Raw genomic sequence first — 25,338 nt, 5'->3', positions numbered from 1 at the left:
GTCGGCACCCGCCGTCGGCGGCGTGTCGGTTCCCCACGGCGACGGCAGCACCGTGGTGCGCCTGCGCCGCGGCGCGTCCCTGATGGACTTCGCGGAGAAGATCAACGCGAACCCGGCGTCGCTGGTGACCGTGCTCATCCACCTGGGTGAGATGGCCACGCAGACGCAGTCCCTCGACGAGGAGACGTTCCAGCTGCTGGGTGCCGAGCTCGGCTACCAGATCCAGGTGGTCTCCCCGGAGGACGAGGAGCGCGAGCTGCTCGAGTCCTTCGACATCGACCTCGACGCCGAGCTGGAGGCGGAGGGCGAGGACGTCCTCGCACCGCGTCCCCCGGTCGTCACGGTCATGGGCCACGTGGACCACGGCAAGACCCGTCTGCTGGACGCGATCCGCAACACCAAGGTGATCGAGGGCGAGGCCGGCGGCATCACCCAGCACATCGGTGCGTACCAGATCGCCACGGAGGTGGAGGGCCAGGAGCGGCTCATCACGTTCATCGACACCCCCGGTCACGAGGCGTTCACCGCCATGCGTGCCCGTGGTGCCCAGGTCACGGACATCGCCGTGCTGGTGGTCGCCGCGGACGACGGCGTCATGCCGCAGACCGTGGAGGCGCTGAACCACGCCCAGGCGGCGAACGTGCCGATCGTGGTCGCGGTCAACAAGGTGGACAAGCCGGACGCCAACCCGGAGAAGATCCGCGGTCAGCTCACCGAGTACGGTCTCGTGCCCGAGGAGTACGGCGGCGACACCATGTTCGTGGACGTCTCCGCCCGCGAGAGCCTCAACATCGAGGACCTCCTGGACGCCATCGTGCTCACCGCGGACGGTGCCCTGGAGCTGCAGGCCAACCCGGACAAAAACGCCCGCGGCGTGGCCATCGAGGCCAACCTGGACAAGGGCCGCGGCGCGGTGTGCACCGTGCTGGTGCAGTCCGGCACGCTGAAGGTGGGCGACTCGATCGTCGCCGGTGCGGCCTACGGTCGCGTTCGTGCGATGTTCGACGACACGGGAAGCACGGTCGAGGCGGCGCTGCCGTCCAGCCCGGTGCAGGTCCTGGGTCTGTCCACCGTGCCGCGCGCCGGTGACACCTTCCTGTCCACGCAGGAGGAGCGCACCGCCCGTCAGATCGCCGAGAAGCGTGAGGCCGCGGACCGCAACGCCGCACTGGCGAAGCGCCGCAAGCGCATCACGCTCGAGTCCTTCGACGAGGCCGTGGCCGAGGGCAAGATCGACACCCTCAACCTCATCATCAAGGGTGACGTGTCCGGTGCCGTGGAGGCGCTCGAGGACTCGCTGCTCAAGATCGACGTGGGCGAGGAGGTCCAGCTGCGCGTGATCCACCGCGGTGTGGGTGCCATCACGCAGAACGACGTGAACCTGGCCACGGTGGACAACGCCGTGATCATCGGCTTCAACGTGCGTCCCGCGGAGCGCGTCACGGACCTCGCCGAGCGCGAGGGCGTGGAGATGAAGTTCTACTCCGTCATCTACAACGCGATCGACGACGTCGAGAGCGCGCTGAAGGGCATGCTCAAGCCGGAGTACGAGGAGGTGGAGCTCGGCACCGCCGAGATCCGCGAGGTGTTCCGCTCCTCCAAGTGGGGCAACATCGCCGGTGCCTACATCACCAAGGGCGTCGTGCGCCGCAACGGCAAGGCCCGCCTGGTGCGCGACGGCAGCGTGGTACAGGACAACCTGACCATCGACTCGCTGCGCCGCTTCAAGGATGACGCCACCGAGGTGCGTGAGGGCTACGAGTGCGGTATCGGACTCGGCTCCTTCAACGACATCCACGAGGGTGACATCATCGAGACCTGGGAGATGCGCGAGAAGCCGCGCGACTGACAGGTTCTCCCGCCCGCTCCGGTCCTCTGGGGACCGGGGCGGGCGGATCCGCGCGGCCGGGTGCTCGGACTTCCGGGTGCCCGGCCGCGTCCCGCGGTCCGCGCCTCACGGGCGGGCCGTTCCGGGTGGTCCCCGCCCTGGCGAGGCCACCCCACGACTGTGCGACGCCGCGGCGTCGCCCGAGGACGAGGAGCACCACCATGGCCGACGCCGCACGCGCCGCCCGCCTGGCCGATCGCATCAAGGTGATCGTGGCCCAGGCACTCGAACGCCGCATCAAGGACCCGCGGGTCGGTTTCGTGACGGTCACGGACGCCCGCGTCACCAACGACCTGCAGCACGCCACCGTGTACTACACCGTGTACGGGGACGAGACGCAGCGCGAGGAGACCGCCCGCGCCCTGGAGTCAGCGAAGGGCATCCTGCGCTCTGAGGTGGGCAAGAACATCACCGCGCGCCTCACGCCCACGCTGACCTTCGTCGCGGACGAGATCCCGGCCGACGCCGAGCGGCTGGAGTCGCTGCTGCGCACCGCCCGCGAGCAGGACGCCCGCGTGGCCGAGCAGGCCGAGGGCGCGCAGTACGCCGCTGGGGAGGACGCCTACCGCACCTCCGAGGACGAGGCGCAGGACGACGTCGCCCCCGAGAGCCGGTCGCAGGACTGAACCCGGTGACAGCGCGAGAAGACGTCCCGAGCCCGGCCCCCTCTCTCCCGAGGGTCGCCGGGCTCGTCGTCGTGGACAAGCCGCTCGGCTGGACCTCCCACGACGTGGTCTCACGGATGCGCCGCCTGGCGGGCACGCGGAAGGTGGGCCACGCGGGCACGCTGGACCCCGCCGCGTCGGGCGTGCTCGTGCTCGGGGTGGAGAAGGCCACCAAGCTGCTGACCTACGTCACGGGCGCGGACAAGACCTACGAGACCACCATCCGCCTGGGGGCGGCTACGGTCACCGACGACGCCGAGGGCGACATCGTGCGCCAGGCCCCGCCCGAGCGGCTCGAGGCCCTCACGGAGGAGCAGATCCGCGCTGCGGTGGGGGAGCTGACCGGTGAGATCCAGCAGGTCCCCTCGTCGGTGAGCGCCATCAAGGTCAACGGCGAGCGCTCCTACGCCCGGGTCCGCAAGGGCGAGGACGTGGAGCTCGCGGCCCGGCCCGTCACCGTGCGGGAGTTCACGGTGCACACCGTCACCCGGCCGGAGGACACCGCGGCGGTGGACGTCACGGCCACCGTGACCTGCACCTCCGGAACGTACATCCGTGCCCTGGCCCGGGACCTGGGCGAGGCGCTCGGGGTGGGCGGGCACCTCACGGCGCTGCGCCGCACGCGCGTGGGATCCTTCACGCTCGAGCAGGCCCACACCGTCGAGGAGCTCGCCGAGCAGGTCCGCGCCGGGGACACGGTGAGCACCCTGCCCCTGGACGACGCCGCCCGCGGCCTCTTCCCCGTGCGCGAGCTGAGCGCGGCACAGGCCACCGACCTCTCGCACGGGCGCAGGATCGCCGCCGCGGGGGAGACCCTGGCCGGCTCCGGGGACTCGGGCGACGGCGTCGTCGCCTGCTTCGCGCCGGACGGCACCCTGGTGGCGCTGGCCGAGGAGCGGGGTCGAGGCGAGAAGCGCTACGCGACGTCGGTGCTCGGCATCGCCGCGGGCGTGACCTTCACGGATCCCGCCGAGGCCTCCACCGGCAACGAGTCCGGCGCGGAGGGGGAGTCCTGATGCTGTGGGGATACGACGGCTGGTTCTGGGCCTCCGTGGTGCTTGGCGCCCTCTCGTGCCTGGTGTGCGTGGTGCAGGCGCTGCGCGGACGTGCGCCGGACGACTACTCGCAGGGCTCCGTGCTGCTGCTCGAGGGGTTCCTGCTGGCCTACGCGGTCGGCTCGCTGCTGCTCCCCGTGCTCGGCCCGCCCGCCTCCGGCAGCGTGCTCGAGTACTGGGGCTACCTGCTCACCGCGCTGCTCATCCCGGCGGGGACCTTCGTGTGGTCCCTCGTGGAACGCTCCCGGTGGTCCACGCTGATCCTGGGGGCCGCGGGGCCCGTGGTGGTCGTGATGGTCTACCGCATGAACTTCATCTGGTACTACCAGTGACCCCATCGACCCCGGTGGCGCCAGGACCGCGGCGCCCGCGTGACGAAAGGACGGCCATGGACCCCGAGTCCTCCCACTCCACGCTGCAGAAGCGTTTCGGCGGCTCGATGCGCACCCGGCGCACCGACCGCAAGAGTTCCGGCTTCGGGCGCGTGCTGATCGTCGTGTACGGGATCTTCTCCCTCTCCGCCGGCGTGCGCTCGCTCTACCAGCTGGCCACCGAGTTCAGCGTGGCGCCCGTGGCGATCCTGCTCTCCACGCTGTCCGCGGCGATCTACGTGCTCGCCACCGTGGCGCTGACGAAGACCGGCCCCGGCTGGCACCGGGTGGCCACGTGGGCCGTGGCCGCGGAGCTCGTGGGTGTCCTGGGCGTGGGAGTGCTCAGCATGCTCGAGCCGCAGCTGTTCCCCAAGGCCAGTGTGTGGTCCGACTTCGGAGCGGGGTACGGCTACGTGCCGCTCGTGCTGCCCGTGGTGGGCCTCGCGTGGCTGTGGATGACGCGGCCCTCCCGCGGCGAGCGGTAGGCTCTAGACGGTGCGCCCCGCACCCGACGAACGACGAGGAGAACTGTGATTCGCTGGAGAAGCCTGGACGAAGTCACCCCCGGTTTCGGTCCCTCCGTGGTGACCATCGGGAACTTCGACGGTGTCCACCGCGGGCACCAGCAGGTCTTCGCGCGCCTGCTCGACGTCGCCCGGTCCCACGACGCGCGGTCGGTGGTCGTGACCTTCGATCCCCATCCGGCCCTCGTGCACAGGCCCGATTCGCACCCCGGTCTGATCATGGGCGCGGAGGACAAGCTGGACGCCCTCGAGGAGACCGGTGTGGACGCGGTCCTCGTGCTGCCCTACAGCCTGGAGTTCTCCGAGCTGACCCCGCAGCAGTTCGTGGTCGACTACCTCGTGAAGCCCCTGGGCGCGGTGTGCCTGGTGATCGGCTCGGACGTGCGGCTCGGGCGGGACAACACCGGGGACCTCAGTGCGATCACCGAGCTCGGCCGGGAGCACGGTTTCGAGGTCGTGGTCGTGGACGACGTCCCCGGCACCGTGCCGGACGAGGAGGACCCGCAGGAGCAGCCGGCGGGACGCCGTGCCGAGCGCCGCTGCTCCTCCACCTGGGTGCGCTCGTGCCTCGACGTCGGCGACGTGCGCGGGGCCGCGCAGCTGCTCGGGCGACCCCACCGCATGCGCGGCGAAGTGGTCCACGGCGCCGCGCGGGGACGCGAACTCGGTTTCCCCACCGCCAACCTGGCGCCCGAGTCCACGGGGTTCATCCCTGCGGACGGTGTCTACGCCGGCTGGCTCGTGGACGAGGAGGGCACCCGGTGGCCCACGGCCATCTCGGTCGGTTCCAACCCCACGTTCGACGGTGTCTCCCGCCAGGTGGAGGCCCACGTGATCGACCGTCCGGAGGAGGCGGTGGAGGACTTCGACCTCTACGGCTCCACGGTGGTCGTCGAGTTCGTGGAGCGCCTTCGCGGCATGGTGGCCTACCGGGGCGTCGAAGCCCTGGTCGCGCAGATGCGCGAGGACGTCAGCCGCTCGCGAGAGATCCTGGGTGCAGAGGGCCGCGGAACGGACTGAGCCCCGCGGCCCCGCTCACCGCCGGGTCACATCTCTTCGTGCACCGAGGGATCGAAGCCCGACCCGCTGATCCCGGTGTGCATCATGCGCAGCCGCTCCATCTGCGCGTCCGTGAGCTCCCAGTCGAAGACGTCGATGTTCTCCGACATGCGCTGCGTGTTCGAGGACTTGGGGATCGGCACGATGCCGGACTGCACGTGCCAGCGCAGCACGACCTGGGCGGGGCTGCGGCCCTGCTTGCGGGCGATCTCCGCGAGCCACTCGTTCTGCAGCAGGTCCGTCTTGCGGCCCAGCGGGGACCACGCCTCGGTGAGGATCCGGTGCTCCTCGTGGAAGCGGCGCAGCGCCTCCTGCTGGTACTGGGGGTGCAGCTCCACCTGGTTCACCACGGGCATCTCACCGGTCTCGCGCTCGAGGCGCTGCAGGTGCTCGGGCAGGAAGTTGGACACGCCCACGGAACGCACGAGTCCCTCCTCCCGCGCCTCGAGCATGGCCTGCCACGTCTGCACGTATCGGTCCTGGACCGGGTTGGGCCAGTGGATGAGGTAGAGGTCCAGGTAGTCGGTTCCCAGCCGCTCGAGGGTGCCCTCCAGCGACCGCCGCACGGAGTCCGTGCCGTGGTCGCGGCCCGGCAGCTTGGACGTGAGGAAGAGCTCCTCCCGGGGCACGTGGCTGTAGCGGACGCCCTGGCCCACACCGCGCTCGTTGCCGTAGTTCACGGCGGTGTCGATCAGCCGGTACCCGCGCCAGACGGCCTCCGGGATCAGCGTCTCCGCCTCGGCGTCGTCCATCGGGTAGGTGCCGAAGCCCAGCTGGGGGATCCGGTTGCCGTCCCGCAGCACGTGCCAGGGCACGTCCGGGGCGGCGTCCTTGAGATCCTTGGTCTTCTCGTCGCTCATCTCTTCCTCGTTCTCCTCGACTTCACGGTGGGCGCTCACCGCAGGGTATCCCGCGGGGCTGGTCGTGCTCCCCTCTCGCGTGCCGGCGCTCCTCGCGCCGGTCCGACCGCTGGGACCTGCCGACGCAACGTGCGCTCTCACGCGGTGGGCAGGCTCCGCAGCAGCTGCAGGACGGCGTCCGCGCTGGTGCGCGCCACGACGTCGAGTTCCATGTGGAACTGCTGCCCGGCGCCCGGACCGCACAGGTCCGACACGCTGCGCAGCGCCGTAAACTCACGGCCCCGCGTGTGGCACACCTGCGCGAGCGCCGTGGTCTCCATGTCCGTGCTCAGCGCCGCGGGGAACGTCTCGCGGGCGGCGCCCACGTTCTGCGCCGTCACGAAGGACCCCCCGGAGAGCATCTCGCCGCGCCACAGAACGCGGCCCTCGGGTGCGGGCAGCGCGCTCGCGGCGGCCACGAGTTCCTTCGACGCCGGGTACGACGCCGGCATGCCCGGCACCTGGCCCGGCGCGTAGCCGAAGGCCGTGGCGTCCGCGTCCGTGTAGCGGAACTCCGTGCCGAGCACGAGGTCGCCCACGTTCACGTCCGAGCGCAGCCCCCCGCACGAGCCGGCGGAGACCACGACGGCGGGGTCGAAGAGCTCGAGCACCACACTGAGGGCCGACGCCGCGTTGACCAGCCCGATCCCGGTGCGCACCACGAGCACGGGGCGCCCGTCCAGCTCCAGCGCGTGGGCCTCGGCCGTGCCGATCGGCTGGGGTGCGGCGCACCTGGCGGTTGCGGAGTCCAGGAACGGGGCGGCCTCCTCGGGCATGGCGACGAGCACCGCGGGGGCGCCGACGCACGCGGCGAAGGATGCGGCGTCGTCGCTCACCGCGTGACCTCGTCCCAGTGGGCGCGCTCGGCCAGGAAGCCCCGTACGGCGTCCTGCGCCGCGCTCAGGCTGTGGTTCCGACCCCATCCGCACTGCACCTCGTTCGCGGCGGGGACTTCCGTGGCATCCATGATGTCCCGGAAGGTGAGCTCCAGCAGCCGCTCGAACTCCTCGGTCTCCACACCAAGCATCAGCGCGTAGAAACCGGTCTGGCAGCCCATGGGGGAGAAGTCGATCAGGGCGTCCGTGTGGTTGCGCATGTGCTCCGCCGTGAGGTGCTCGATGGAGTGCACGGTGGGCATCTCCAGGTGACCCCGGTTGGGCTGGGTGAAACGGACGTCGTACTTCACGAGCGTGTCACCGCCCGGCAGCTGCTTGCGGTCGGCCACCCGCACGTAGGGTGCCGTCACCGTGCGGTGGTCCAGGTTGAATGATTCGACGTTCATCTTCTGCATGCGGCCATTCTTCCAGCTCCGGCAGACATTCGGAGCGGGCGCACCGGGGCGGACGCGCCGGCTTGACTCGTCCGCTAAACTAGAAAATGGTCTGACTGCGGTCCGTGGTGGTCGGGCCCCGGGGCGAGCCCCGGACCCCGGGCGGGAATCTCACGCACCGGGCGGACACGGTACTAACTCGAGGAGTTACCCATGGCACTTGATGCCGCAATCAAGAACCAGATCATCACCGAGTACGCAACGCACGAGGGTGACACCGGTTCGCCGGAGGTGCAGATTGCCGTGCTGTCTCGCCGGATCTCCGATCTGACCGAGCACCTGAAGACGCACAAGCACGACCACCACACCCGCCGCGGCCTCATGGGCCTCGTGGGTCGCCGTCGTCGCATGCTCGACTACCTGCGTCGCACCGACATCGCCCGCTACCGTGCGCTCATCGAGCGCCTCGGCCTGCGCAAGTGATGTGACCCGGAGGTTCCCCGCGCTCCCCGAGGGCGGCGGGGAACCACCACCCCCGGCTCTGCTCGTGACGAGCACTGCCACGGGCCACCGCACGGTGGCCGCCACGCGGGCGCACCCGGAACCCCGGGGGCGCACCCGCACCACGAAAACACCTCGCGTCCGCGCAGCATGTCGCGGTCCTCGACAGTGGCCTTCGCAACGCACCGCGCTGCGAGCGCCTCGATCGAAGACCGGTGTGTCGCGCGGGGCGCGTACCACCTAGGAAACAGGAGGTGACCCTTGGAGGGTCCCGAGATCCAGAGTGCAGAAGCCGTCATCGACAACGGCTCCTACGGAAAGCGCGTCGTGCGCTTCGAAACCGGGCGTCTCGCCCGTCAGGCCGCCGGCTCCGCCATGGTCTACATCGACGAGGAGACCTCGATGCTCTCGGCCACGGCCGTGGGCAAGCACCCCCGGGAGGGCTTCGACTTCTTCCCGCTGACCGTGGACGTGGAGGAGCGGATGTACGCCGCCGGCCGCATCCCCGGTTCCTTCTTCCGTCGCGAGGGCCGTCCGTCCACGGACGCGATCCTCACGTGCCGTCTGATCGACCGCCCGCTGCGCCCCGCGTTCGGCAAGGGCCTGCGCAACGAGGTGCAGGTTGTCGTCACGGTCATGTCCATCGCGCCGGACGAGATCTACGACACCGTGGCGATCAACGCCGCGTCCATGTCCACCACGCTGTCCGGCATGCCCTTCCAGGGTCCGGTGGGCGGTGTGCGCATGGCACTGATGGCCGAGGAGAACGGCGGCCACCAGTGGATCGCGTTCCCCAAGCACTCCCAGCTGGAGAACGCCGTGTTCGACATGGCGGTCGCCGGCCGCGTGGTGACCACCAAGGACGGCGGTGAGGACGTCGCGATCATGATGGTCGAGGCGGAGGCCACCGACAACGCGTGGGAGCTCGTCAAGGGCCAGGGGGCCGTCGCCCCCACCGAGGAGCTCGTGGCCGAGGGCCTTGAGGCCTCCAAGCCGTTCATCAAGGCCCTGTGCGACGCGCAGGCGGACCTCGCGGCCCGCAACAAGAAGCCCGAGATGGAGCTGCCGCGCTTCGGGGGCTTCGGCGACGACGCCGCCGAGGCCGTGAAGAACTTCGTGGGCGAGCGCATGGCGCAGGTCTACTCGATCGCCGGCAAGCAGGAGCGCGAGGCCGCCACCGACGAGCTGCACCGGGACACCCTGGCGGAGCTCGCCGGCGAGGGCAAGGCCTTCGAGGGCCGCGCGGACGAGATCAACGGCGCCTACCAGGCGCTCACCAAGCAGACCGTGCGCCAGCGGATCCTGAAGGACGGCGTGCGCATCGACGGCCGCGGCCTCACGGACATCCGTGAGCTCAGCGCCGAGGTGGACGTGCTGCCGCGAGTGCACGGCTCCGCACTGTTCGAGCGCGGCGAGACCCAGATCCTGGGTGTCACCACGCTGAACATGCTCAAGCTGGAGCAGCAGATCGACTCGCTGTCCCCGGTGAAGCACAAGCGCTACATCCACCACTACAACTTCCCGCCGTACTCCACGGGCGAGACCGGTCGAGTGGGTTCGCCCAAGCGCCGCGAGATCGGCCACGGCGCCCTCGCCGAGCGCGCGATCACCCCCGTGTTGCCCACGCGCGAGGAGTTCCCGTACGCGATCCGCCAGGTCTCGGAGGCACTGGGCTCCAACGGCTCCACCTCCATGGGCTCGGTCTGCGCCGCCACGCTGTCGCTGTTCAACGCCGGTGTGCCGCTGCGCGCCCCGGTGGCGGGCATCGCCATGGGTCTGGTCTCCGACACCGTGGACGGTGAAGTCCAGTACGCGGCCCTGACCGACATCCTGGGTGCGGAGGACGCGCTCGGCGACATGGACTTCAAGGTGGCTGGCACCTCGGAGTTCGTCACGGCCATCCAGCTGGACACCAAGCTCGACGGCATCCCCGCCTCCGTGCTCGCGTCCGCGCTGACCCAGGCTCGTGAGGCCCGGCTGTACATCCTGGACGTGCTGACGTCCGCGATCGACGCCCCGGACGAGATGAGTGAGTTCGCGCCGCGCGTGATCTCGGTGACGGTCCCCGTCTCCAAGATCGGCGAGGTCATCGGCCCCAAGGGCAAGATGATCAACCAGATCCAGGAGGACACCGGCACGGACATCTCCATCGAGGACGACGGCACGGTGTACATCGGGGCCACCGATGGTCCGTCCGCGGAGGCCGCGCGTTCCGCGATCAACGCGATCGCTAACCCGCAGGTCCCCGAGGTGGGGGAGCGCTACCTGGGCACGGTCGTGAAGACCACCACCTTCGGTGCGTTCATCTCCCTGACCCCGGGCAAGGACGGTCTGCTGCACATCTCCGAGATGCGCAAGCTCAACGACGACAAGCGCGTCAACGAGGTGGACGACGTCCTGGCCGTGGGCCAGAAGGTCCAAGTGGAGATCACCAAGGTGGACGACCGCGGCAAGCTCTCGCTCTCGCCCGTCGTCGCCGGTTCCGACGCACCGGCCGACACCGACGACGAGAACTGAGCGGGGGGCCTCCGGTACTCGATGACTGTCGTCGACCTACCCCTGAAGGCGGGCGACCCGTCGGAGCTCGACTCCGGCGCGGACGCCCGCCTTCGGGCATCCCCAACCCCGGACCCCGGCCGCGGCTTCACGCACGTGGTGCACGACGACGCCGAGGGTGACGTGATCACCCGTACGGTTCTGCCGTGCGGCACCCGTGTGCTGACGGAGCGGATGCCCGGGCAGCGCTCGGTGTCCGTGGGCTTCTGGGTGAGCCTGGGCTCGCGGGACGAGGCCCCGGGCATGCTCGGCTCCACCCACTTCCTGGAGCACCTGCTGTTCAAAGGCACGTCCCGACGCAGCGCCCTGGAGATCGCGGAGGCGTTCGACCGGGTGGGTGGGGAGTCCAACGCATTCACATCCCACGAGCACACGTGCTACCACGCACGGGTGCTGTCCGACCAGCTGCCCATGGCGGTGGACGTCCTGGCAGACATGTTCACCGGGGCGGTGCTCGACCCCGAGGAGTTCGACCGCGAGCGCGGTGTGATCCTCGAGGAGATCGCCATGGACCGCGACGACCCCATGGACTTCGCGTTCGAGCAGTTCAACGCCGAGGTGCTCCACGGCTCCGCGCTCGCGCGGCCGATCGCCGGCACGCCGGAGGAGATCCGCAGTGTCACGCGTGACGCCGTGTGGCGCCACTACCGCGGGGCCTACCGTCCTGAGAACCTCGTGGTCACGGTGGCAGGCGGGCTGGAGCACGAGAACGTGGTGCGGCTGGTGCGGGAGTCGCTGGTGCGTGCGGGCTGGGACCCGGACGAGCCCGCGGCGGCCGGTGCGCGGCGTCGCACCCTGGTGGCGCAGCCCAGGCCCCTGGTGGGCACGCACACGTTCGAACGACCGGTGGAGCAGGCGCACGTGGTCCTGGGCGGCTCCGGGCTGCCCGTGGGGGACGGGCGCCGCTTCACCATGACCGTGCTCAACGCGGCGCTGGGAGGGGGAATGTCCTCACGGCTGTTCCACACGATCCGCGAGCAGAAGGGCCTGGCGTACTCCACGTTCTCGTTCTCCGGCTCGTACTCGGACGCCGGGTTCTTCGGCATGTACGCCGGGTGCACGCGGGAGCGGGTGGAGCAGGTGAGCCGGCTCATGCGGGAAGAGCTGGACCGTCTGGCGCAGGACGGCATGGACGCCGCGGAGCTCGCGAAGGTCGAGGGCCAGGTCAGCGGGGCCACGGTGCTCGCGCTGGAGGACACAGGTTCCCGGATGTCCCGGCTGGGTTCGGCGGAGCTGAAGACCGGGTACTTCATGGACGTGGACGAGTCGCTGCGCCGGATCCGCGCCGTCACGTCCCAGGACGTGCAGCAGCTCGCGGCGCAGCTGGGGCAGGACGCCACGGTGCGCACCGTGGTCGGCCCGGGCGCGTCGGAATCGCAGGACTGAGAAAGGTGGTAGGGACATGAACGACCGGATCAAGGTTGCCGTACTGGGCCGAAACGGGCGCATGGGCTCCGAGGCGGTGCGCGCCGTCGAGGATGCACCGGACCTGGAGCTCGTGGCTGCGCTCGGCCGCGGGGACGACCTCCAGGAGATCGTGGACGCCGGGGCACAGGTGGTCGTGGACCTCACGGTTCCGAGCGCCACGCGGGAGAACGTGCGCTTCGCCGTGGCCCATGGTCTCCACGCCGTCGTGGGCACCACGGGTTGGGACGACGATGCCTTGGCGCAGCTGCGGGAGCAGCTCGCGGAGGCGTCGGGCACAGGTGTGCTGATCGCCCCGAACTTCGCCGTGGGTGCGGTGCTCGCCATGAAGTTCTCCGAGCTGGCCGCGGCGTTCTTCGACTCCGTGGAGATCGTGGAGCTGCACCACCCGCGCAAGCTCGACGCGCCGTCGGGCACTGCGAGCCGCACGGCCGAACTCGTCGGCCGCTCCCGCGAGCGCGCGGGGCGAGGCGCGTCCCCGGACGCCACGGAGTCGGACCCGCTCGGCGCGCGCGGGGCGGACGTGGCCGGCGTGCACGTCCACTCCGTGCGGCTGCAGGGACTCGTGGCGCACCAGGAGACGCTGCTCGGCAACACCGGTGAGCAGCTGACGCTGCGCCACGACTCGTTCGACCGCGTGTCGTTCATGACCGGCGTGCTCCTGGGCGTGCGCTCGGTCGCGGAGCACCCCGGTCTCACCGTGGGTCTCGACGGCTACATGGACCTGGGCCTGTGAGTGCCGCGGGCCGCCGGGGAGGGCTGCGCTGGTGGAGCGCCGCGGTGATTGCGCTGCTCGTGCTCACGGTGCTGCTGCTGCCCGTCTCCGCGGGGTCCAAGACGTGGCTGATCGCCATGCTGGCCTTCGCGGGCGTCTTCACCGTGCTCGAGGTCGGGTCCAGGGGCCGGATCCTCGCGGCGCTGATGGTGGCACTGCTCACCCTCTACCTGGGGCTCTCCTTCCAGCGGGCCGTGCTGCTGCTCGGCAGCGACGGGTGGATCGCGAAGCTGCTCGGGGTCGCCATGCTCGTGATCCCCGCGGTGGGGGCGTGGGCGATGGTGCGCGAGATCGTCTTCGGCGCCCGCACCCAGCGCCTCGGACGCGAGCTCGCGGCCAGGGGCGAGCTGCCCGCGGACGACCTGCCGCGAACGGCCTCGGGGCGCTACGTGCGCGAGGCCGCGGACGAGCGCTTCGACGTCGTGCGCCGCGAGGTCGAGGCGCGTCCCGAGGACTGGGGCGGCTGGTACCGCCTGAGCCTGGCCTACTCCGCCAGCGGCGACGGCCGCCGCGCGCGCGGCGCCATGCGCACGGCCATCGCGCTGCACGGCGGGGCGGACCCCGAGACGGTGCTCGTCGGCTCCGGGCGGTAACCTGTGACCATGACTGAACACAGCACCCCTGTGCCGACCGACCGCCCCGCGCCCATGTTCGGGACCCTGCTCACCGCCATGGTCACCGTCTTCCACGACGACGGCTCCGTGGACCTCGAGAGCACGGCGCGCCTGGCGGAGGAGCTCGTGGACGGCGGCTGCGACGGTCTGGTGGTCTGCGGCACCACCGGCGAGTACTCCACGATGACCGACGAGGAGAACCTCTCGGTCTTCCGGGCCGTCAAGGAGGCCGTGGGATCGCGCGTTCCCCTGCTCGGGGGCACCGGCTCCAACGACACCGAGCACTCCCGCCACCTGTGCCTGGAGGCGCAGAAGATCGGGATGGACGGGCTGCTCGTGGTCACCCCGTACTACAACAAGCCCACGCAGGCCGGGATCGAGGCGCACTTCCGCTCCCTCGCGGACTCGGTGGACACGCCCATCATGATGTACGACATCCCGGGCCGCTCCGGGGTGCCGATCGAGCCCGAGACCATGATCTCGCTCGCCGCGCACCCCAACATCGTGGCCGTCAAGGACGCCAAGGCGGACTTCACGGCCGCCGCGCGCGTGATGGCGGAGACGGACCTCGTCTTCTACTCGGGCGACGACGGCCTCACCCTCCCGTGGATCGCGCTGGGAGCCGCCGGGCTCGTGGGCGTGACCACCCACGTGGACACCCCCCGCTACCGCCGCCTGGTGGACGCCGCCCTGGGATCCGACCTCGAGACCGCCCGGCGGATCAACGAGGAGCTGCTCCCGCTCGTGCGCGCCACGATGACCCGCGTGCCGGGTGCGGTGGCCGCCAAGACCATTCTTCAGTGGCAGGGTCGCCTGCCGAACAACACGGTGCGGCTTCCGCACGTGGCACCCACGCAGGCCGAGCTGGAGCAGATCCGTGCGGATCTGAGCACATCGGTGGCTGCGGACACTTTGACCGACTGAGACGAAAGGGGTCTCATGACCCGATGGAACACCGCTGACCTTGTCAAGCCCCCCGCACTGGCGAAGGACACCCTGCGTGTCACTCCGCTGGGCGGGCTCGGCGAGGTCGGCCGGAACATGACCGTGTTCGAGATCAACGGGCAGCTGCTCGTGGTCGACTGCGGCGTGCTCTTCCCCGAGGAGACGCAGCCCGGTGTCGACCTGATCCTGCCGGACATCAACTACCTCCGGGACCGCCTGGACGACATCGTGGCGATCGTGCTCACGCACGGCCACGAGGACCACATCGGCGCCGTCCCGTACCTGCTCAAGCGACGCCCGGACATCCCCATCCTGGGCTCGCAGCTGACCCTCGCACTGATCGAGGCCAAGCTGCAGGAGCACCGCATCAAGCCGTTCACCATGGCCGTGCGCGAGGGGCAGGTGGAGAAGCTGGGCGAGTTCGAGTGCGAGTTCGTCGCGGTGAACCACTCCATCCCGGACGCCCTGGCCGTGTTCCTGCGCACCAAGGCGGGAACCGTGCTGCACACCGGCGACTTCAAGATGGACCAGCTGCCCCTGGACGGGCGCATCACGGACCTGCGGCACTTCGCGCGGCTCGGCGAGGAGGGTGTGGACCTGTTCCTCACCGACTCGACCAACGCGGAGGTCCCCGGCTTCATCGCGTCGGAGAAGGCCATCGGCCCCGTCCTCACGGACGTGGTCTCCCGCGCCAAGCAGCGCGTGATCGTGGCCTCCTTCTCCTCGCACGTGCACCGCGTCCAGCAGGTGCTCGACGCCGCGGTGGCCAACGGCCGCAAGGTGGTCCTGATGGGCCGCTCCATGATCCGCAACATGACGATCGCGGAGAAGCTCGGCTACCTGGACGTCCCGCCGAACGTGCTCGTGGACCAGAAGAAGGTCGGGGACTACCCGGACGACAAGCTGGTCATCATGTGCACCGGTTCCCAGGGCGAGCCCATGGCCGCGCTGTCCCGCATGGCCAACGGGGACCACAAGGTGCAGGTCAACGAGGGCGACACCGTCATCCTGGCCTCCTCCCTGATTCCGGGCAACGAGAACTCCGTGTTCCGCGTGATCAACGGGCTCATGCGCCTCGGGGCCCACGTGGTGCACAAGGGCAACGCGAAGGTGCACGTCTCCGGCCACGCCGGGGCGGGCGAGCTGCTGTACTGCTACAACATCGTGGAGCCCGAGTACGTCATGCCCGTCCACGGTGAGGTCCGCCACCTGATCGCCAACGGCGACCTCGCCAAGGAGACCGGTGTCCCCGAGGACCACGTGATCCTCGCGGAGAACGGCACCGTGGTGGACATGCACAACGGGGCGTCCAAGATCACCGGCCAGGTGGAGTGCGGGTTCATCTACGTGGACGGCTCCTCGGTGGGGGAGATCACCGAGGCGGACCTCAAGGACCGCATGACGCTGGGCGAGGAGGGCTTCATCTCCGTGGTCACGGTCGTGAACCGGGACACCGGCAAGATCGTCTCGGGCCCGGACATCCACGCCCGCGGCGTCGCGGAGGAGGACAAGGTCTTCAACGAGATCCGTCCGAAGATCGCCGCCGCGCTCGAGGAGGCGCTGGGGGAGAGCGGGAAGAACCACACCTCCCACCAGCTGCAGCAGATCGTGCGCCGAACGGTCGGTTCGTGGGTCTCGCGCAAGCTGCGCCGCAAGCCCATGATCGTCCCGGTGGTCGTCGAGGCCTGAGCGCCCCTCGCCACCACACACCAAAGCGGCCCGCCCGGAATGCACTCCGGGCGGGCCGCTGTGCGTCCGGGTACCCTGGGGGCATGGCGTCACGAACTTCCCCCGCGCGCTCCACGAAGACCGCCACCCGGTCCGCGAAGTCCTCGGGGTCCCCCAAGAACGGCAGGAAGACCCCGGCCCGCGGCACGTCTAAGACCTCCCCGGCGGCCCCCGGTGCCCTGCGGGGGATCGTGAACGCGTGGTCCGGCGTCGGGCACGTGGTGGGTGCCGCGGTGCGTCGCGTGGGCACCCTGCGCACGGACATCGCCCCCGAGCAGCGCCGTGACGGTGGCGCGCTGGTGTGGCTCGTGCTCGCGGTGCTGATCGCCGCGCTCGAGTGGTGGAACCTGCGCGGCGTGGACTTCGCCGCCGTGGCCGTCCCCGCGTCCTGGGCACACGCCGTGGTGGGCGGGACCTTCGGGTTCATGGCCCTGGTGCTGCCCATCTTCTGCTTCTGCTTCGCCGTGCGGATCTTCCGCCACCCCGAGGCCACCCAGGCCAACAACCGGATCGCCATCGGGCTGCTCGCCCTGACGGTCGCCGGAGCGGGAACCGCCCACATCGCGGGCGGCTCGCCCTCCCTGGGGGACGGCTTCGAGGCGGTCTGGAGCGCCGGGGGCTTCGTGGGCTTCCTCGCCGCGGATCCGTTGTCCTCTCTCATCACCCCGTGGGGCGCGCTCGTGGTCTTCGTGGCGCTCGCCGTGCTGGCACTGCTCGTGATGACCGCAACCCCCGTGGGGGAGATCGGGCCCCGGTTGCACCTGCTCTACCGCAGGCTCACGGGCCAGACGGAGCCGCGCAGCACGGACCTCTCCGCCCCGCAGCACGACCGCTCCTACCTGGACCCCGCGAGCACGGGACGTTCCGCGCGCACGGCGCGCTCGCGGCGTCGTCGTGAGCGCGAGGAGCTGGACCGCTACGACGGCGACGAGGCGTTCGAGCGCGCCGTCGTGGACGAGGCCAACCGCCGCGAGGCCAAGGGGGCAGGCGCCACGAGCGTGTTCGACGTCGGGTCGAGCGTGCCCCGCAAGGGAGGCTCCTCGAAGGCCCGCGCCGCGAAGGCCACGGACGCCGACGCCGCGGACTCCCAGCGCACCGAGACGGTGCCGAGCCCCGAACCCGCACTGCGCCCGGGGGAGAAGCGGCCCACCCGCTCCCAGCGTGAGGCCCGGAAGCTGCGCGAGGAGCAGGGCATCGCGCCGGCCGCGGACACCGCCGCGGCGTCGGACGCCCCGGCCCTCGCCGCGCTGGACGACACCCCGGGCGTCGACGACTCCTCGGACGGGCACGACGTCGCGACGCGCACCCACACGCCCAGCACCCCGATCCCCGCCCGCTCCGAGCAGCTGAAGCTGCAGGGCGACGTCGCCTACAGCCTCCCCCCGGTTGCGGACCTCGTGCAGGGGCCCCCGGCGAAGGAGCGCTCCGAGGCCAACGACCAGGTGGTCGCGGCGCTGACCAACGTGCTGCAGCAGTTCAAGGTGGACGCGGAGGTCACGGGCTTCTCCCGCGGTCCCACGGTCACCCGCTACGAGATCGAGCTGGGCTCGGGCACCAAGGTGGAGCGCGTCACCGCCCTGTCCAAGAACATCGCGTACGCCGTGGCCTCGGCGGACGTCCGCATCCTCTCGCCCATCCCGGGCAAGTCCGCGATCGGCATCGAGATTCCGAACACGGACCGCGAGACCGTGGCGCTGGGCGACGTGCTGCGCTCGCAGAAGGCCCGCACGTCCGAGCACCCCATGATCATGGGCGTGGGCAAGGACGTCGAGGGCGGCTTCGTGCTCGCGAACCTGGCCAAGATGCCGCACATGCTCGTGGCCGGCGCCACCGGCGCGGGAAAGTCCTCGTTCGTGAACTCGATGATCGTGTCCATCCTGATGCGCTCCACCCCGGACGAGGTGCGCCTGGTCATGGTGGACCCGAAGCGCGTGGAGCTCACGGCGTACGAGGGCGTGCCGCACCTGATCACCCCGATCATCACGAACCCCAAGAAGGCCGCCGAGGCGCTGCAGTGGGTCGTGCGGGAGATGGACGCGCGCTACGACGACCTCTCCCACTTCGGGTACAAGCACATCGACGACTTCAACAAGGCCGTGCGCAACGGCAAGGTCCAGCCGGAGCCCGGCTCCAAGCGGACCATCCGGCCCTACCCGTACCTTCTGGTGATCGTGGACGAGCTCGCGGACCTCATGATGGTCGCGCCGCGGGACGTCGAGGACGCCATCGTGCGCATCACGCAGCTCGCCCGCGCCGCGGGCATCCACCTGGTGCTCGCCACCCAGCGGCCCTCGGTGGACGTGGTCACGGGCCTGATCAAGGCGAACGTGCCCTCCCGCATGGCCTTCGCGACGTCGTCGGTCACGGACTCCCGCGTGGTCCTGGACCAGGCCGGCGCCGAGAAGCTCATCGGCCAGGGTGACGCGCTGTTCCTGCCCATGGGCGCGTCGAAGCCCATGCGCGTGCAGGGTGCGTGGGTCTCGGAGTCGGAGATCCACAAGGTCGTCGAGCACGTGAAGTCGCAGATGTCCGCGCACTACCGGGACGACGTCGTCCAGGAGGCGCCCAAGAAGACCATCGACGAGGACATCGGGAACGACCTCGACGTTCTGCTGCAGGCCGCGGAGCTGATCATCACCACGCAGTTCGGCTCCACCTCCATGCTGCAGCGCAAGCTGCGCGTGGGCTTCGCCAAGGCCGGGCGGCTCATGGACCTGCTGGAGTCCCGCGGCGTCGTCGGCGCCTCCGAGGGCTCCAAGGCGCGGGACGTGCTGGTCAAGCCGGACGATCTCGCGGCCACCCTGGCACTGATCCGCGGGGAAGAGCCGCCCGCCGGTGGCGGGTCCGCGCAAGAGGGCACCGACACCACGGGCGCCGGTGCTGTGACCGGCTCGGTCGACTACGGTGATGACCCGGTCGAGGCCTCGCTCGCCGACGTTGCGCACGACTACCACGACGGGTCCGACGAATCCGAGGACGCATGGGAGCTGACGGGACGATGACCACGAACCACAACGGAACGCCACAGGGCGCACCCGCCCCCAGGACCTCGAACTGGAACCTGCCGAACGCGCTGACCGCGCTGCGCATCGTGATGGTGCCGTTCTTCGTGTGGTTCCTGGTGGCCGGGGGCACGCACGGCGAGGACTCGATGGCCATGCGGTGGGCCGCGGTCGTGACCTTCGGGTTGGCCATGCTCACCGACAAGCTGGACGGTGACATCGCCCGCGCCCGCAACCTCATCACGAGTTTCGGCAAGATCGCGGACCCCATTGCGGACAAGCTGCTCACGGGGGCGGCGTTCGTGGTGCTCTCGATGCTCGGCGAGCTGTGGTGGTGGGTGACCATCGTCATCCTCGTGCGCGAGTGGGGCATCACCGTCATGCGCTTCGTGGTGATCCGCTACGGCGTCATGGCCGCGTCCAAGGGCGGCAAGACCAAGACCGTGCTGCAGACCGCGGCACTGATCGCCCTGCTGCTTCCGCTCGCCCCGTTCGTGGGCCAGTGGTGGCTGTGGCTCGCGTGGCTGCTGACCGCTCTGGCGCTGCTCGCCACCGTGGTCACGGGCGTGGACTACGTGGTCAAGGCGGTGCAGCTGCGCAACCGCGCGGTCAGGGGAGAGAGCGCGTGAGCGGTTCCGCGCCGTCCGGCCCCGGCAGTGACGGGGGGTCTGGGCACGACGCCGCGGCGCTGGTCGCACTCGCCACGCGCCTCGGCGTGACGGTGGGCACCGCGGAGTCCCTCACGGGAGGTGCGGTGGCGTCGGAGATCGTCACGGTCGCCGGGGCGTCGTCGTGCTTCGAGGGTGCCGTGGTGAGCTACTCGCACGCCGCCAAGGAGCGTGTTCTGGGGGTGTCCCACGAGCTCCTGGAGCGCGTGGGAGCCGTGGACGCGGAGGTGGCGGAGGCCATGGCCCGCGGAGCGCGGACGGCGCTCGGTGTGGACTGGTCGGTGTCGACCACCGGCGTGGCCGGCCCGGAGCCGCACGACGGCCACCCCGTGGGGACCGTGTTCGTGGGCGTCAGCGGGCCCACGGGTGACTTCTCGCAGCGTCTCACCCTCACGGGTGACCGAGCGGGCATCCGGGCCGCCACGGTGGCACGTGCGATCGACATACTGACGACTCAAATTGCTTTCACAGCCAACGCATAGTGCTTTTCGGACGGCAGCAGGGAACAATTGAACATGCAAGCACGTTATGACAGTCGGAGCGTTGAGCCAGTCGGGCTCAAGACTCTGGAGTCCACCGCAGCCGTGACGGTGCGGGGAGGCCCCGTTCGTACGTACGAGGAGTAGGCAATTCACATGACGAAGCAACCCGTGTCTGTCAATGGTGTCGTCCGTTGGAAGGACGTGGGTGTGGCCGATGAAGCTCACGCGGAGACCCACGAGATGAAGGTGGGTGTCCTGCGCCAGGAGATCGGAGAGGTGCTGCGCAACGTCCGCCAGCGCCAGGGGCGCACGCTGCGCGAGGTCTCGCACAGCGCCCGCGTCTCCCTGGGATACCTCAGCGAGGTGGAGCGCGGCCAGAAGGAAGCGTCCTCGGAGCTGCTGGCCTCGATCTGCACGGCCCTGGACATCCCCATGTCCCAGATGCTGCGCGAGGTCGCGGACCGGCTCGCCTACGCGGAGGGCAACTTCATCCCGGACACCGTGCCGTCGGAGATGACGGAGGAGTTCACCCGGGAGGTGCGCCAGCTGCGCGGCGGCAGCGCCGCGAGCGCGCGCTGAGACAGGCCCTGGCGCGGGAGGTGCTCACCTCCGGCCGGGGGACCTGGAACCACACGGACGGACCCGCCCTCGGGCGGGTCCGTTTCATGTTCGCGCCCGGCACGTGACATCGTGCGGTGCGGCGGGGTTCGGTTCGGTGAGGCGGGGTTCGGAAGCGCCCGGCTGGCCGAGGGCGCGTGCCCGGGCGGTGCGCGGTGAAGAGTTCGCGACGAGGAGGAGATGACGAGCATGCGAGTGAGTGCGTTCTGGGACCTGATGGCCCACGAGTTCGGGGCTGCCTACTGCAGGGTGCTGGCCCGGGACCTCGTGCTGTCCGAGCTGGGGGACCGCACGGCGAGCGAGGCGCTCGAGGCGGGGGAGGATCCCAAGACCGTGTGGTTTGCCGTGTGCCGTGCCCAGGAGGTGCCGCAGTCCCGGTGGTGGGGTCCGGACCAGCCGCCGCGGCGGTGACGGCCGGCTGACGTGCGCCGCACCGGGTTCGAAGGTATATTCGAACCCGGTCACACGTGCTCCACACCCGGCACCGGTCTCTTATGGGTGTCGGACCCCCGCTATACCGTGGACCGCGAAGACATCATCAGGGCCGCACCGGCCCCCGAGAACCAGAGGTGAAACATGGCAGCCAAGTCCAAGGGCGCACCCGCACCCTCTCAGGTGGCCGGCTCCGATCGCGAGAAGGCACTGGACACCGTGCTCTCCCAGATCGACAAGAACTACGGCAAGGGCTCGGTCATGCGGCTGGGCGACCGCCCCGCCACGAAGATCGAGACCATTCCCACCGGCTCCATCGCGCTGGACGTCGCACTGGGCATCGGCGGATTCCCCCGGGGCCGCGTCGTGGAGATCTACGGCCCGGAGTCCTCGGGCAAGACCACCGTGGCCCTGCACGCGGTGGCGAGCGTCCAGAAGGCCGGCGGCATCGCCGCGTTCATCGACGCCGAGCACGCCCTGGATCCCGCCTACGCGGAGAAGCTCGGCGTGGACACGGACAACCTGCTGGTCTCCCAGCCAGACACCGGTGAGCAGGCGCTCGAGATCATGGACATGCTCGTGGGCTCCGGATCCATCGACATCATCGTGATCGACTCCGTGGCGGCCCTCGTGCCCAAGGCAGAGATCGAGGGCGAGATGGGTGACAGCCACGTGGGTCTGCAGGCCCGCCTCATGTCCCAGGCGCTGCGCAAGATCACGGGACGGCTGTCCCACACCAACACCACGGCCATCTTCATCAACCAGCTGCGCGAGAAGATCGGCGTGTTCTTCGGCTCCCCGGAGACCACTACGGGTGGCAAGGCGCTGAAGTTCTACGCGTCCGTGCGCGTGGACGTCCGCCGCATCGAGACGCTCAAGGACGGCGCCAACCCCGTCGGTAACCGCACGCGCGCCAAGATCGTCAAGAACAAAATGGCCCCGCCCTTCAAGCAGGCCGAGTTCGACATCCTCTACGGCCAGGGCATCTCCATCGAGGGTGGCCTGATCGACATGGGGGTGGAGCACGGGATCGTCAAGAAGTCCGGCGCGTGGTTCACCTACGAGGGCGACCAGCTGGGGCAGGGCAAGGAGAACTCCCGCCGCTTCCTCAAGGACAACCCGGAGCTCGCGCAGGAGATCGAGCGCAAGATCCTGGTGAAGCTCGGCATCACCGAGGATCCGGACGAGGCGTCACAGGATGCGGACGCGCTGGAGGACGTCGGCCAGGACCTGGACCCGGACGCTCCCTTCGCTCCCCAGAAGGACGACACGGAGCTTCCCGCCTTCTGAGGTGAGGGACCGCATCCATGAGTGACTCGTCACGCTACGATGCCCGGCGCCGCCGGGCCACGGCATCCCGCCGTGGCCCGGCGGCGCCGTCCGCGTCACACTCCGCGGCCGACTCCACGTCCTCCGTGAACGCGGCCCCCTCCGCCGCCCCCTCCTCGGGGGAACCGCTGTTCGCGGCCCCTCCCGGGACGGAGCACCATGCCGGGACGGGGCAAGAACCTGCATCGGCCCCCGGGGCCGGTTCCCAGGTACCTGCCGGAGTCTCTGCCGATGGGGGCCACAGGGGAGAGGACCCCGAGGTGCGCGAGCGCGCCCGGTCGATCGTGCTGCGTCAACTGACGGCGTCGGCGAAGTCGCGGCGCCAGCTGGAGGACAAGCTGGCGGACAAGGACATCCCGGAAGACGTCGCCGGGGAGGTGCTGGACCGCTTCGAAGAGGTCAATCTCGTGGACGACCGCGCTTTTGCGGCGATGTTCGTCCGTTCGCGCGCGGAGACCCGTCGGCTGTCACGCTCCGCGCTGCGCCGTGAGCTCTCGCAGCGCGGGATCACCGGTGAGATTGCGGAGGAGGCGCTGGACCAGCGCACGGACGAGGACGAGCTCCGGGACGCGCACGAACTCGTGCGCAAGAAGCTCCCCGCCACCGTGGACCCGGGCGACCGCACGGAGCACGAAAAGCTCACCCGCAGGCTGGTGAGCATGCTCGGCCGGAAGGGGTACGCACCGGGGCTCGCGTTCGCCGTCGTGAAGGACGAGCTCGCGGAGCTCGGATCGGCGGGAACCGGGGAGGAACGCTCTGACCTGGACGGCGCGGACGTGTGGGACACCCCGTGAGGTGCCGAGGTGCCGAGGTGCCGAGGTGCTGAAGTGATGGGGTTCTGGGGTTCTGAGGTGCGGGAGGCGCTGAAACACCGCGGTGCTGATGTGCCGCCCCGCACGGTCACCGGGCCGCACTCAGCCGCCGCAGGAACCACATGACGTCACCGCGGGAGAATTTGACCCGATCCCTAAAATGAGGGGGTGACTCAGATGCCCCGGTCGGTTCAGACGCAGCCCCTCCAGCCCTCCGCTCCGCACGAGGCGTTCGACGCCCGCGAGGCCGCACCGGCCTACGAGGTGCGCACGCTGGGGTGCCAGATGAACGCCCACGACTCCGAGCGCATCACCGGTCTCCTGGAGACAGCCGGCTACGTTCCGGCCGTGGACCGGGAGCCGGACCTCGTCGTCTTCAACACGTGTGCGGTGCGCGAGAACGCGGACAACAAGCTCTACGGTCAGCTCGGTCAGCTCGCCCCGGTCAAGCGCCGCAACGACCGGCTGCAGATCGCCGTCGGCGGCTGCCTGGCCCAGAAGGACCGCGCTACGATCGTGGAGAAGGCACCGTGGGTGGACGTGGTCTTCGGCACGCACAACATCGGCTCCCTGCCGGTGCTGCTGGAGCGAGCCCGCCACAACGAGCAGGCCCAGGTGGAGATCCTGGAGGCTCTGGAGACCTTCCCCTCCGCGCTGCCCACCAAGCGGGAACAGGCCTACGCCGGATGGGTGTCGATCTCCGTGGGGTGCAACAACACGTGCACGTTCTGCATCGTCCCGCAGTTGCGCGGCAAGGAGAAGGACCGGCGGCCCGGAGACATCCTCGCCGAGGTGCACGCCCTGGTGGACTCCGGCGCGGTGGAGGTGACGCTGCTCGGGCAGAACGTGAACTCCTACGGCGTCGAGTTCGGAGACCGCGGCGCGTTCGCCAAGCTGCTGCGCGCGTGCGGCGACATCGAGGGGCTGGAGCGCGTCCGGTTCACGAGCCCGCACCCGGCGGCGTTCACGGACGACGTGATCGACGCCATGGCCGAGACCCCCAACGTGATGCCGCAGCTGCACATGCCGCTGCAGTCCGGTTCGGACCGCATCCTGAAGGACATGCGCCGTTCCTACCGCTCGAAGAAGTTCCTGGGGATCCTGGAACGGGTCCGCGAGCGCATCCCCGGCGCGGCCATCACCACGGACATCATCGTGGGCTTCCCCGGGGAGACGGAGCAGGACTTCCAGGACACGCTGGACGTGGTGGCCGCTTCCGAGTTCTCCTCGGCGTTCACGTTCCAGTACTCGGTGCGCCCGGGCACCCCGGCCGGTGAGATGGCGGACCAGGTTCCGGCCGCCGTCGTGCAGGAGCGCTTCGAGCGCCTCACCGCACTGCAGGACGAGATCAGCGCCCGCCTGAACCGTGGACTGATCGGTTCCCGCGCCGAGATCCTCGTGAGCGCGCAGTCGGGTCGCAAGGCGGAGAGCACCCACCGGCTGTCGGGCAGGGGCCGCGACCAGCGCCTGATCCACTTCAGCGTGCCCGAGGGTGCGCCGCAGCCCCGGCCCGGGGACGTGGTGAGCGTCCCCGTGACGGGGGCCGCCGCGTACCACCAGCTCGCGGATCCGCGTGACGCCTCCGAGTACGAGCTGCGCCGCACCCGCGGCGGGGACGCCTGGGAGGCGGCGCAGGCCGAGTCCTGCGCCGCGCCGTCGTCGTCCGGAGCCCCGGGGGCAGTGGGGCTCGGGATGCCGTCCCTGCGGAGACCCTGAACCG

24 protein-coding genes are annotated in these 25,338 nt (G+C 70.2%); 21 read left to right on the top strand and 3 right to left on the bottom strand.

The window, feature by feature from the left end:
• The 6 genes from infB to D8M39_RS08555 form a co-directional block, all read left to right on the top strand.
• On the top strand, positions 1 to 1,849 hold a 1,849-nt coding region (gene infB, locus D8M39_RS08580; protein ID WP_126874830.1), incomplete at its 5' end, for a translation initiation factor IF-2.
• Between the two features lie 200 nt (positions 1,850 to 2,049).
• A complete protein-coding gene (gene rbfA / locus D8M39_RS08575; RefSeq protein WP_055083953.1) occupies positions 2,050 to 2,514 on the top strand; it encodes a 30S ribosome-binding factor RbfA in 465 nt (154 codons plus the stop codon).
• Positions 2,515 to 2,519: 5 nt separating this feature from the next.
• On the top strand, positions 2,520 to 3,569 hold the full coding sequence (truB, locus tag D8M39_RS08570) for a tRNA pseudouridine(55) synthase TruB (RefSeq protein ID WP_055083950.1): 1,050 nt from the start codon (positions 2,520 to 2,522) through the stop codon (positions 3,567 to 3,569).
• A complete protein-coding gene (locus tag D8M39_RS08565; RefSeq protein ID WP_055083948.1) occupies positions 3,569 to 3,940 on the top strand; it encodes a hypothetical protein in 372 nt (123 codons plus the stop codon). Before truB ends, D8M39_RS08565 begins: the two co-directional genes overlap by 1 nt.
• A gap of 56 nt (positions 3,941 to 3,996) precedes the next feature.
• A complete protein-coding gene (locus D8M39_RS08560) occupies positions 3,997 to 4,464 on the top strand; it encodes a hypothetical protein (RefSeq protein WP_055083946.1) in 468 nt (155 codons plus the stop codon).
• 45 nt (positions 4,465 to 4,509) lie between these two features.
• On the top strand, positions 4,510 to 5,523 hold the full coding sequence (locus D8M39_RS08555) for a bifunctional riboflavin kinase/FAD synthetase (RefSeq protein ID WP_126874829.1): 1,014 nt from the start codon (positions 4,510 to 4,512) through the stop codon (positions 5,521 to 5,523).
• A 26-nt stretch (positions 5,524 to 5,549) separates the two neighbouring features.
• Here the strand turns inward: D8M39_RS08555 and D8M39_RS08550 are convergent, their stop codons facing one another.
• The 3 genes from D8M39_RS08550 to D8M39_RS08540 form a co-directional block, all read right to left on the bottom strand.
• Positions 5,550 to 6,422 (bottom strand): aldo/keto reductase, encoded by an 873-nt coding sequence (locus D8M39_RS08550; protein ID WP_126874828.1) that lies wholly within the window; start codon positions 6,420 to 6,422, stop codon positions 5,550 to 5,552.
• Between the two features lie 137 nt (positions 6,423 to 6,559).
• Complete coding sequence (mtnN, locus tag D8M39_RS08545) at positions 6,560 to 7,297, bottom strand: 5'-methylthioadenosine/S-adenosylhomocysteine nucleosidase (RefSeq protein ID WP_238694027.1); 738 nt, start codon at positions 7,295 to 7,297, stop codon at positions 6,560 to 6,562.
• Positions 7,294 to 7,752, bottom strand: coding sequence for an S-ribosylhomocysteine lyase (locus D8M39_RS08540; RefSeq protein WP_126874826.1), 459 nt, complete (start codon positions 7,750 to 7,752; stop codon positions 7,294 to 7,296). Before D8M39_RS08540 ends, mtnN begins: the two co-directional genes overlap by 4 nt.
• A gap of 192 nt (positions 7,753 to 7,944) precedes the next feature.
• On the opposite strand from D8M39_RS08540, the gene rpsO reads away from it, so the two are divergent.
• The 15 genes from rpsO to miaB all read left to right on the top strand — a co-directional run bounded on the left by rpsO (position 7,945) and on the right by miaB (position 25,334).
• Positions 7,945 to 8,214 carry a 30S ribosomal protein S15 gene (gene rpsO, locus D8M39_RS08535; protein WP_055083941.1) on the top strand — a complete coding sequence of 90 codons (270 nt, stop codon included), beginning with the start codon at positions 7,945 to 7,947 and terminating at the stop codon, positions 8,212 to 8,214.
• Positions 8,215 to 8,493: 279 nt separating this feature from the next.
• Positions 8,494 to 10,749, top strand: coding sequence for a polyribonucleotide nucleotidyltransferase (locus tag D8M39_RS08530; protein WP_126874825.1), 2,256 nt, complete (start codon positions 8,494 to 8,496; stop codon positions 10,747 to 10,749).
• A gap of 21 nt (positions 10,750 to 10,770) precedes the next feature.
• Positions 10,771 to 12,174 carry a pitrilysin family protein gene (locus D8M39_RS08525; protein WP_126874824.1) on the top strand — a complete coding sequence of 468 codons (1,404 nt, stop codon included), beginning with the start codon at positions 10,771 to 10,773 and terminating at the stop codon, positions 12,172 to 12,174.
• Positions 12,175 to 12,190: 16 nt separating this feature from the next.
• Positions 12,191 to 12,949 (top strand): 4-hydroxy-tetrahydrodipicolinate reductase, encoded by a 759-nt coding sequence (gene dapB, locus D8M39_RS08520; RefSeq protein ID WP_126874823.1) that lies wholly within the window; start codon positions 12,191 to 12,193, stop codon positions 12,947 to 12,949.
• Positions 12,946 to 13,581: a hypothetical protein gene (locus tag D8M39_RS08515; RefSeq protein ID WP_055083935.1), complete on the top strand. Its 636-nt coding sequence runs from the start codon at positions 12,946 to 12,948 to the stop codon at positions 13,579 to 13,581. The genes dapB and D8M39_RS08515 overlap by 4 nt, the downstream gene beginning before the upstream one ends.
• 9 nt (positions 13,582 to 13,590) lie before the next feature.
• Positions 13,591 to 14,526, top strand: a complete 936-nt coding sequence (gene dapA, locus D8M39_RS08510) for a 4-hydroxy-tetrahydrodipicolinate synthase (protein WP_126874822.1) — start codon at positions 13,591 to 13,593, stop codon at positions 14,524 to 14,526.
• A gap of 15 nt (positions 14,527 to 14,541) precedes the next feature.
• The gene (locus D8M39_RS08505; RefSeq protein ID WP_055083934.1) at positions 14,542 to 16,236 is read left to right on the top strand and encodes a ribonuclease J; all 1,695 of its coding nucleotides are present in this window, start codon (positions 14,542 to 14,544) and stop codon (positions 16,234 to 16,236) included.
• An 83-nt stretch (positions 16,237 to 16,319) separates the two neighbouring features.
• A complete protein-coding gene (locus tag D8M39_RS08500; RefSeq protein ID WP_126874821.1) occupies positions 16,320 to 19,277 on the top strand; it encodes a DNA translocase FtsK in 2,958 nt (985 codons plus the stop codon).
• A complete protein-coding gene (gene pgsA, locus D8M39_RS08495; RefSeq protein WP_371413775.1) occupies positions 19,256 to 19,906 on the top strand; it encodes a CDP-diacylglycerol--glycerol-3-phosphate 3-phosphatidyltransferase in 651 nt (216 codons plus the stop codon). The genes D8M39_RS08500 and pgsA overlap by 22 nt, the downstream gene beginning before the upstream one ends.
• Positions 19,903 to 20,427, top strand: coding sequence for a CinA family protein (locus tag D8M39_RS08490; protein ID WP_083482400.1), 525 nt, complete (start codon positions 19,903 to 19,905; stop codon positions 20,425 to 20,427). Before pgsA ends, D8M39_RS08490 begins: the two co-directional genes overlap by 4 nt.
• 153 nt (positions 20,428 to 20,580) lie before the next feature.
• Entirely contained in the window at positions 20,581 to 21,006 is a 426-nt protein-coding gene (locus D8M39_RS08485; RefSeq protein WP_055083928.1) for a helix-turn-helix domain-containing protein, read from the top strand.
• 219 nt (positions 21,007 to 21,225) lie between these two features.
• On the top strand, positions 21,226 to 21,456 hold the full coding sequence (locus D8M39_RS08480) for a DUF3046 domain-containing protein (RefSeq protein ID WP_371413774.1): 231 nt from the start codon (positions 21,226 to 21,228) through the stop codon (positions 21,454 to 21,456).
• Positions 21,457 to 21,621: 165 nt separating this feature from the next.
• Entirely contained in the window at positions 21,622 to 22,767 is a 1,146-nt protein-coding gene (recA, locus tag D8M39_RS08475; RefSeq protein ID WP_055083926.1) for a recombinase RecA, read from the top strand.
• Positions 22,768 to 23,066: 299 nt separating this feature from the next.
• Positions 23,067 to 23,600 carry a regulatory protein RecX gene (locus tag D8M39_RS08470; protein ID WP_055083782.1) on the top strand — a complete coding sequence of 178 codons (534 nt, stop codon included), beginning with the start codon at positions 23,067 to 23,069 and terminating at the stop codon, positions 23,598 to 23,600.
• A gap of 195 nt (positions 23,601 to 23,795) precedes the next feature.
• Positions 23,796 to 25,334: a tRNA (N6-isopentenyl adenosine(37)-C2)-methylthiotransferase MiaB gene (gene miaB, locus D8M39_RS08465; protein ID WP_126874832.1), complete on the top strand. Its 1,539-nt coding sequence runs from the start codon at positions 23,796 to 23,798 to the stop codon at positions 25,332 to 25,334.
• The last annotated feature ends 4 nt before the right edge of the window (positions 25,335 to 25,338 follow it).

This window comes from Kocuria sp. HSID17590 (genome assembly GCF_003989485.1).
In the GTDB taxonomy this organism is placed as follows: Bacteria; Actinomycetota; Actinomycetes; order Actinomycetales; family Micrococcaceae; genus Kocuria; species Kocuria salsicia.
This window is presented reverse-complemented; position numbering and strand designations above follow the sequence as displayed.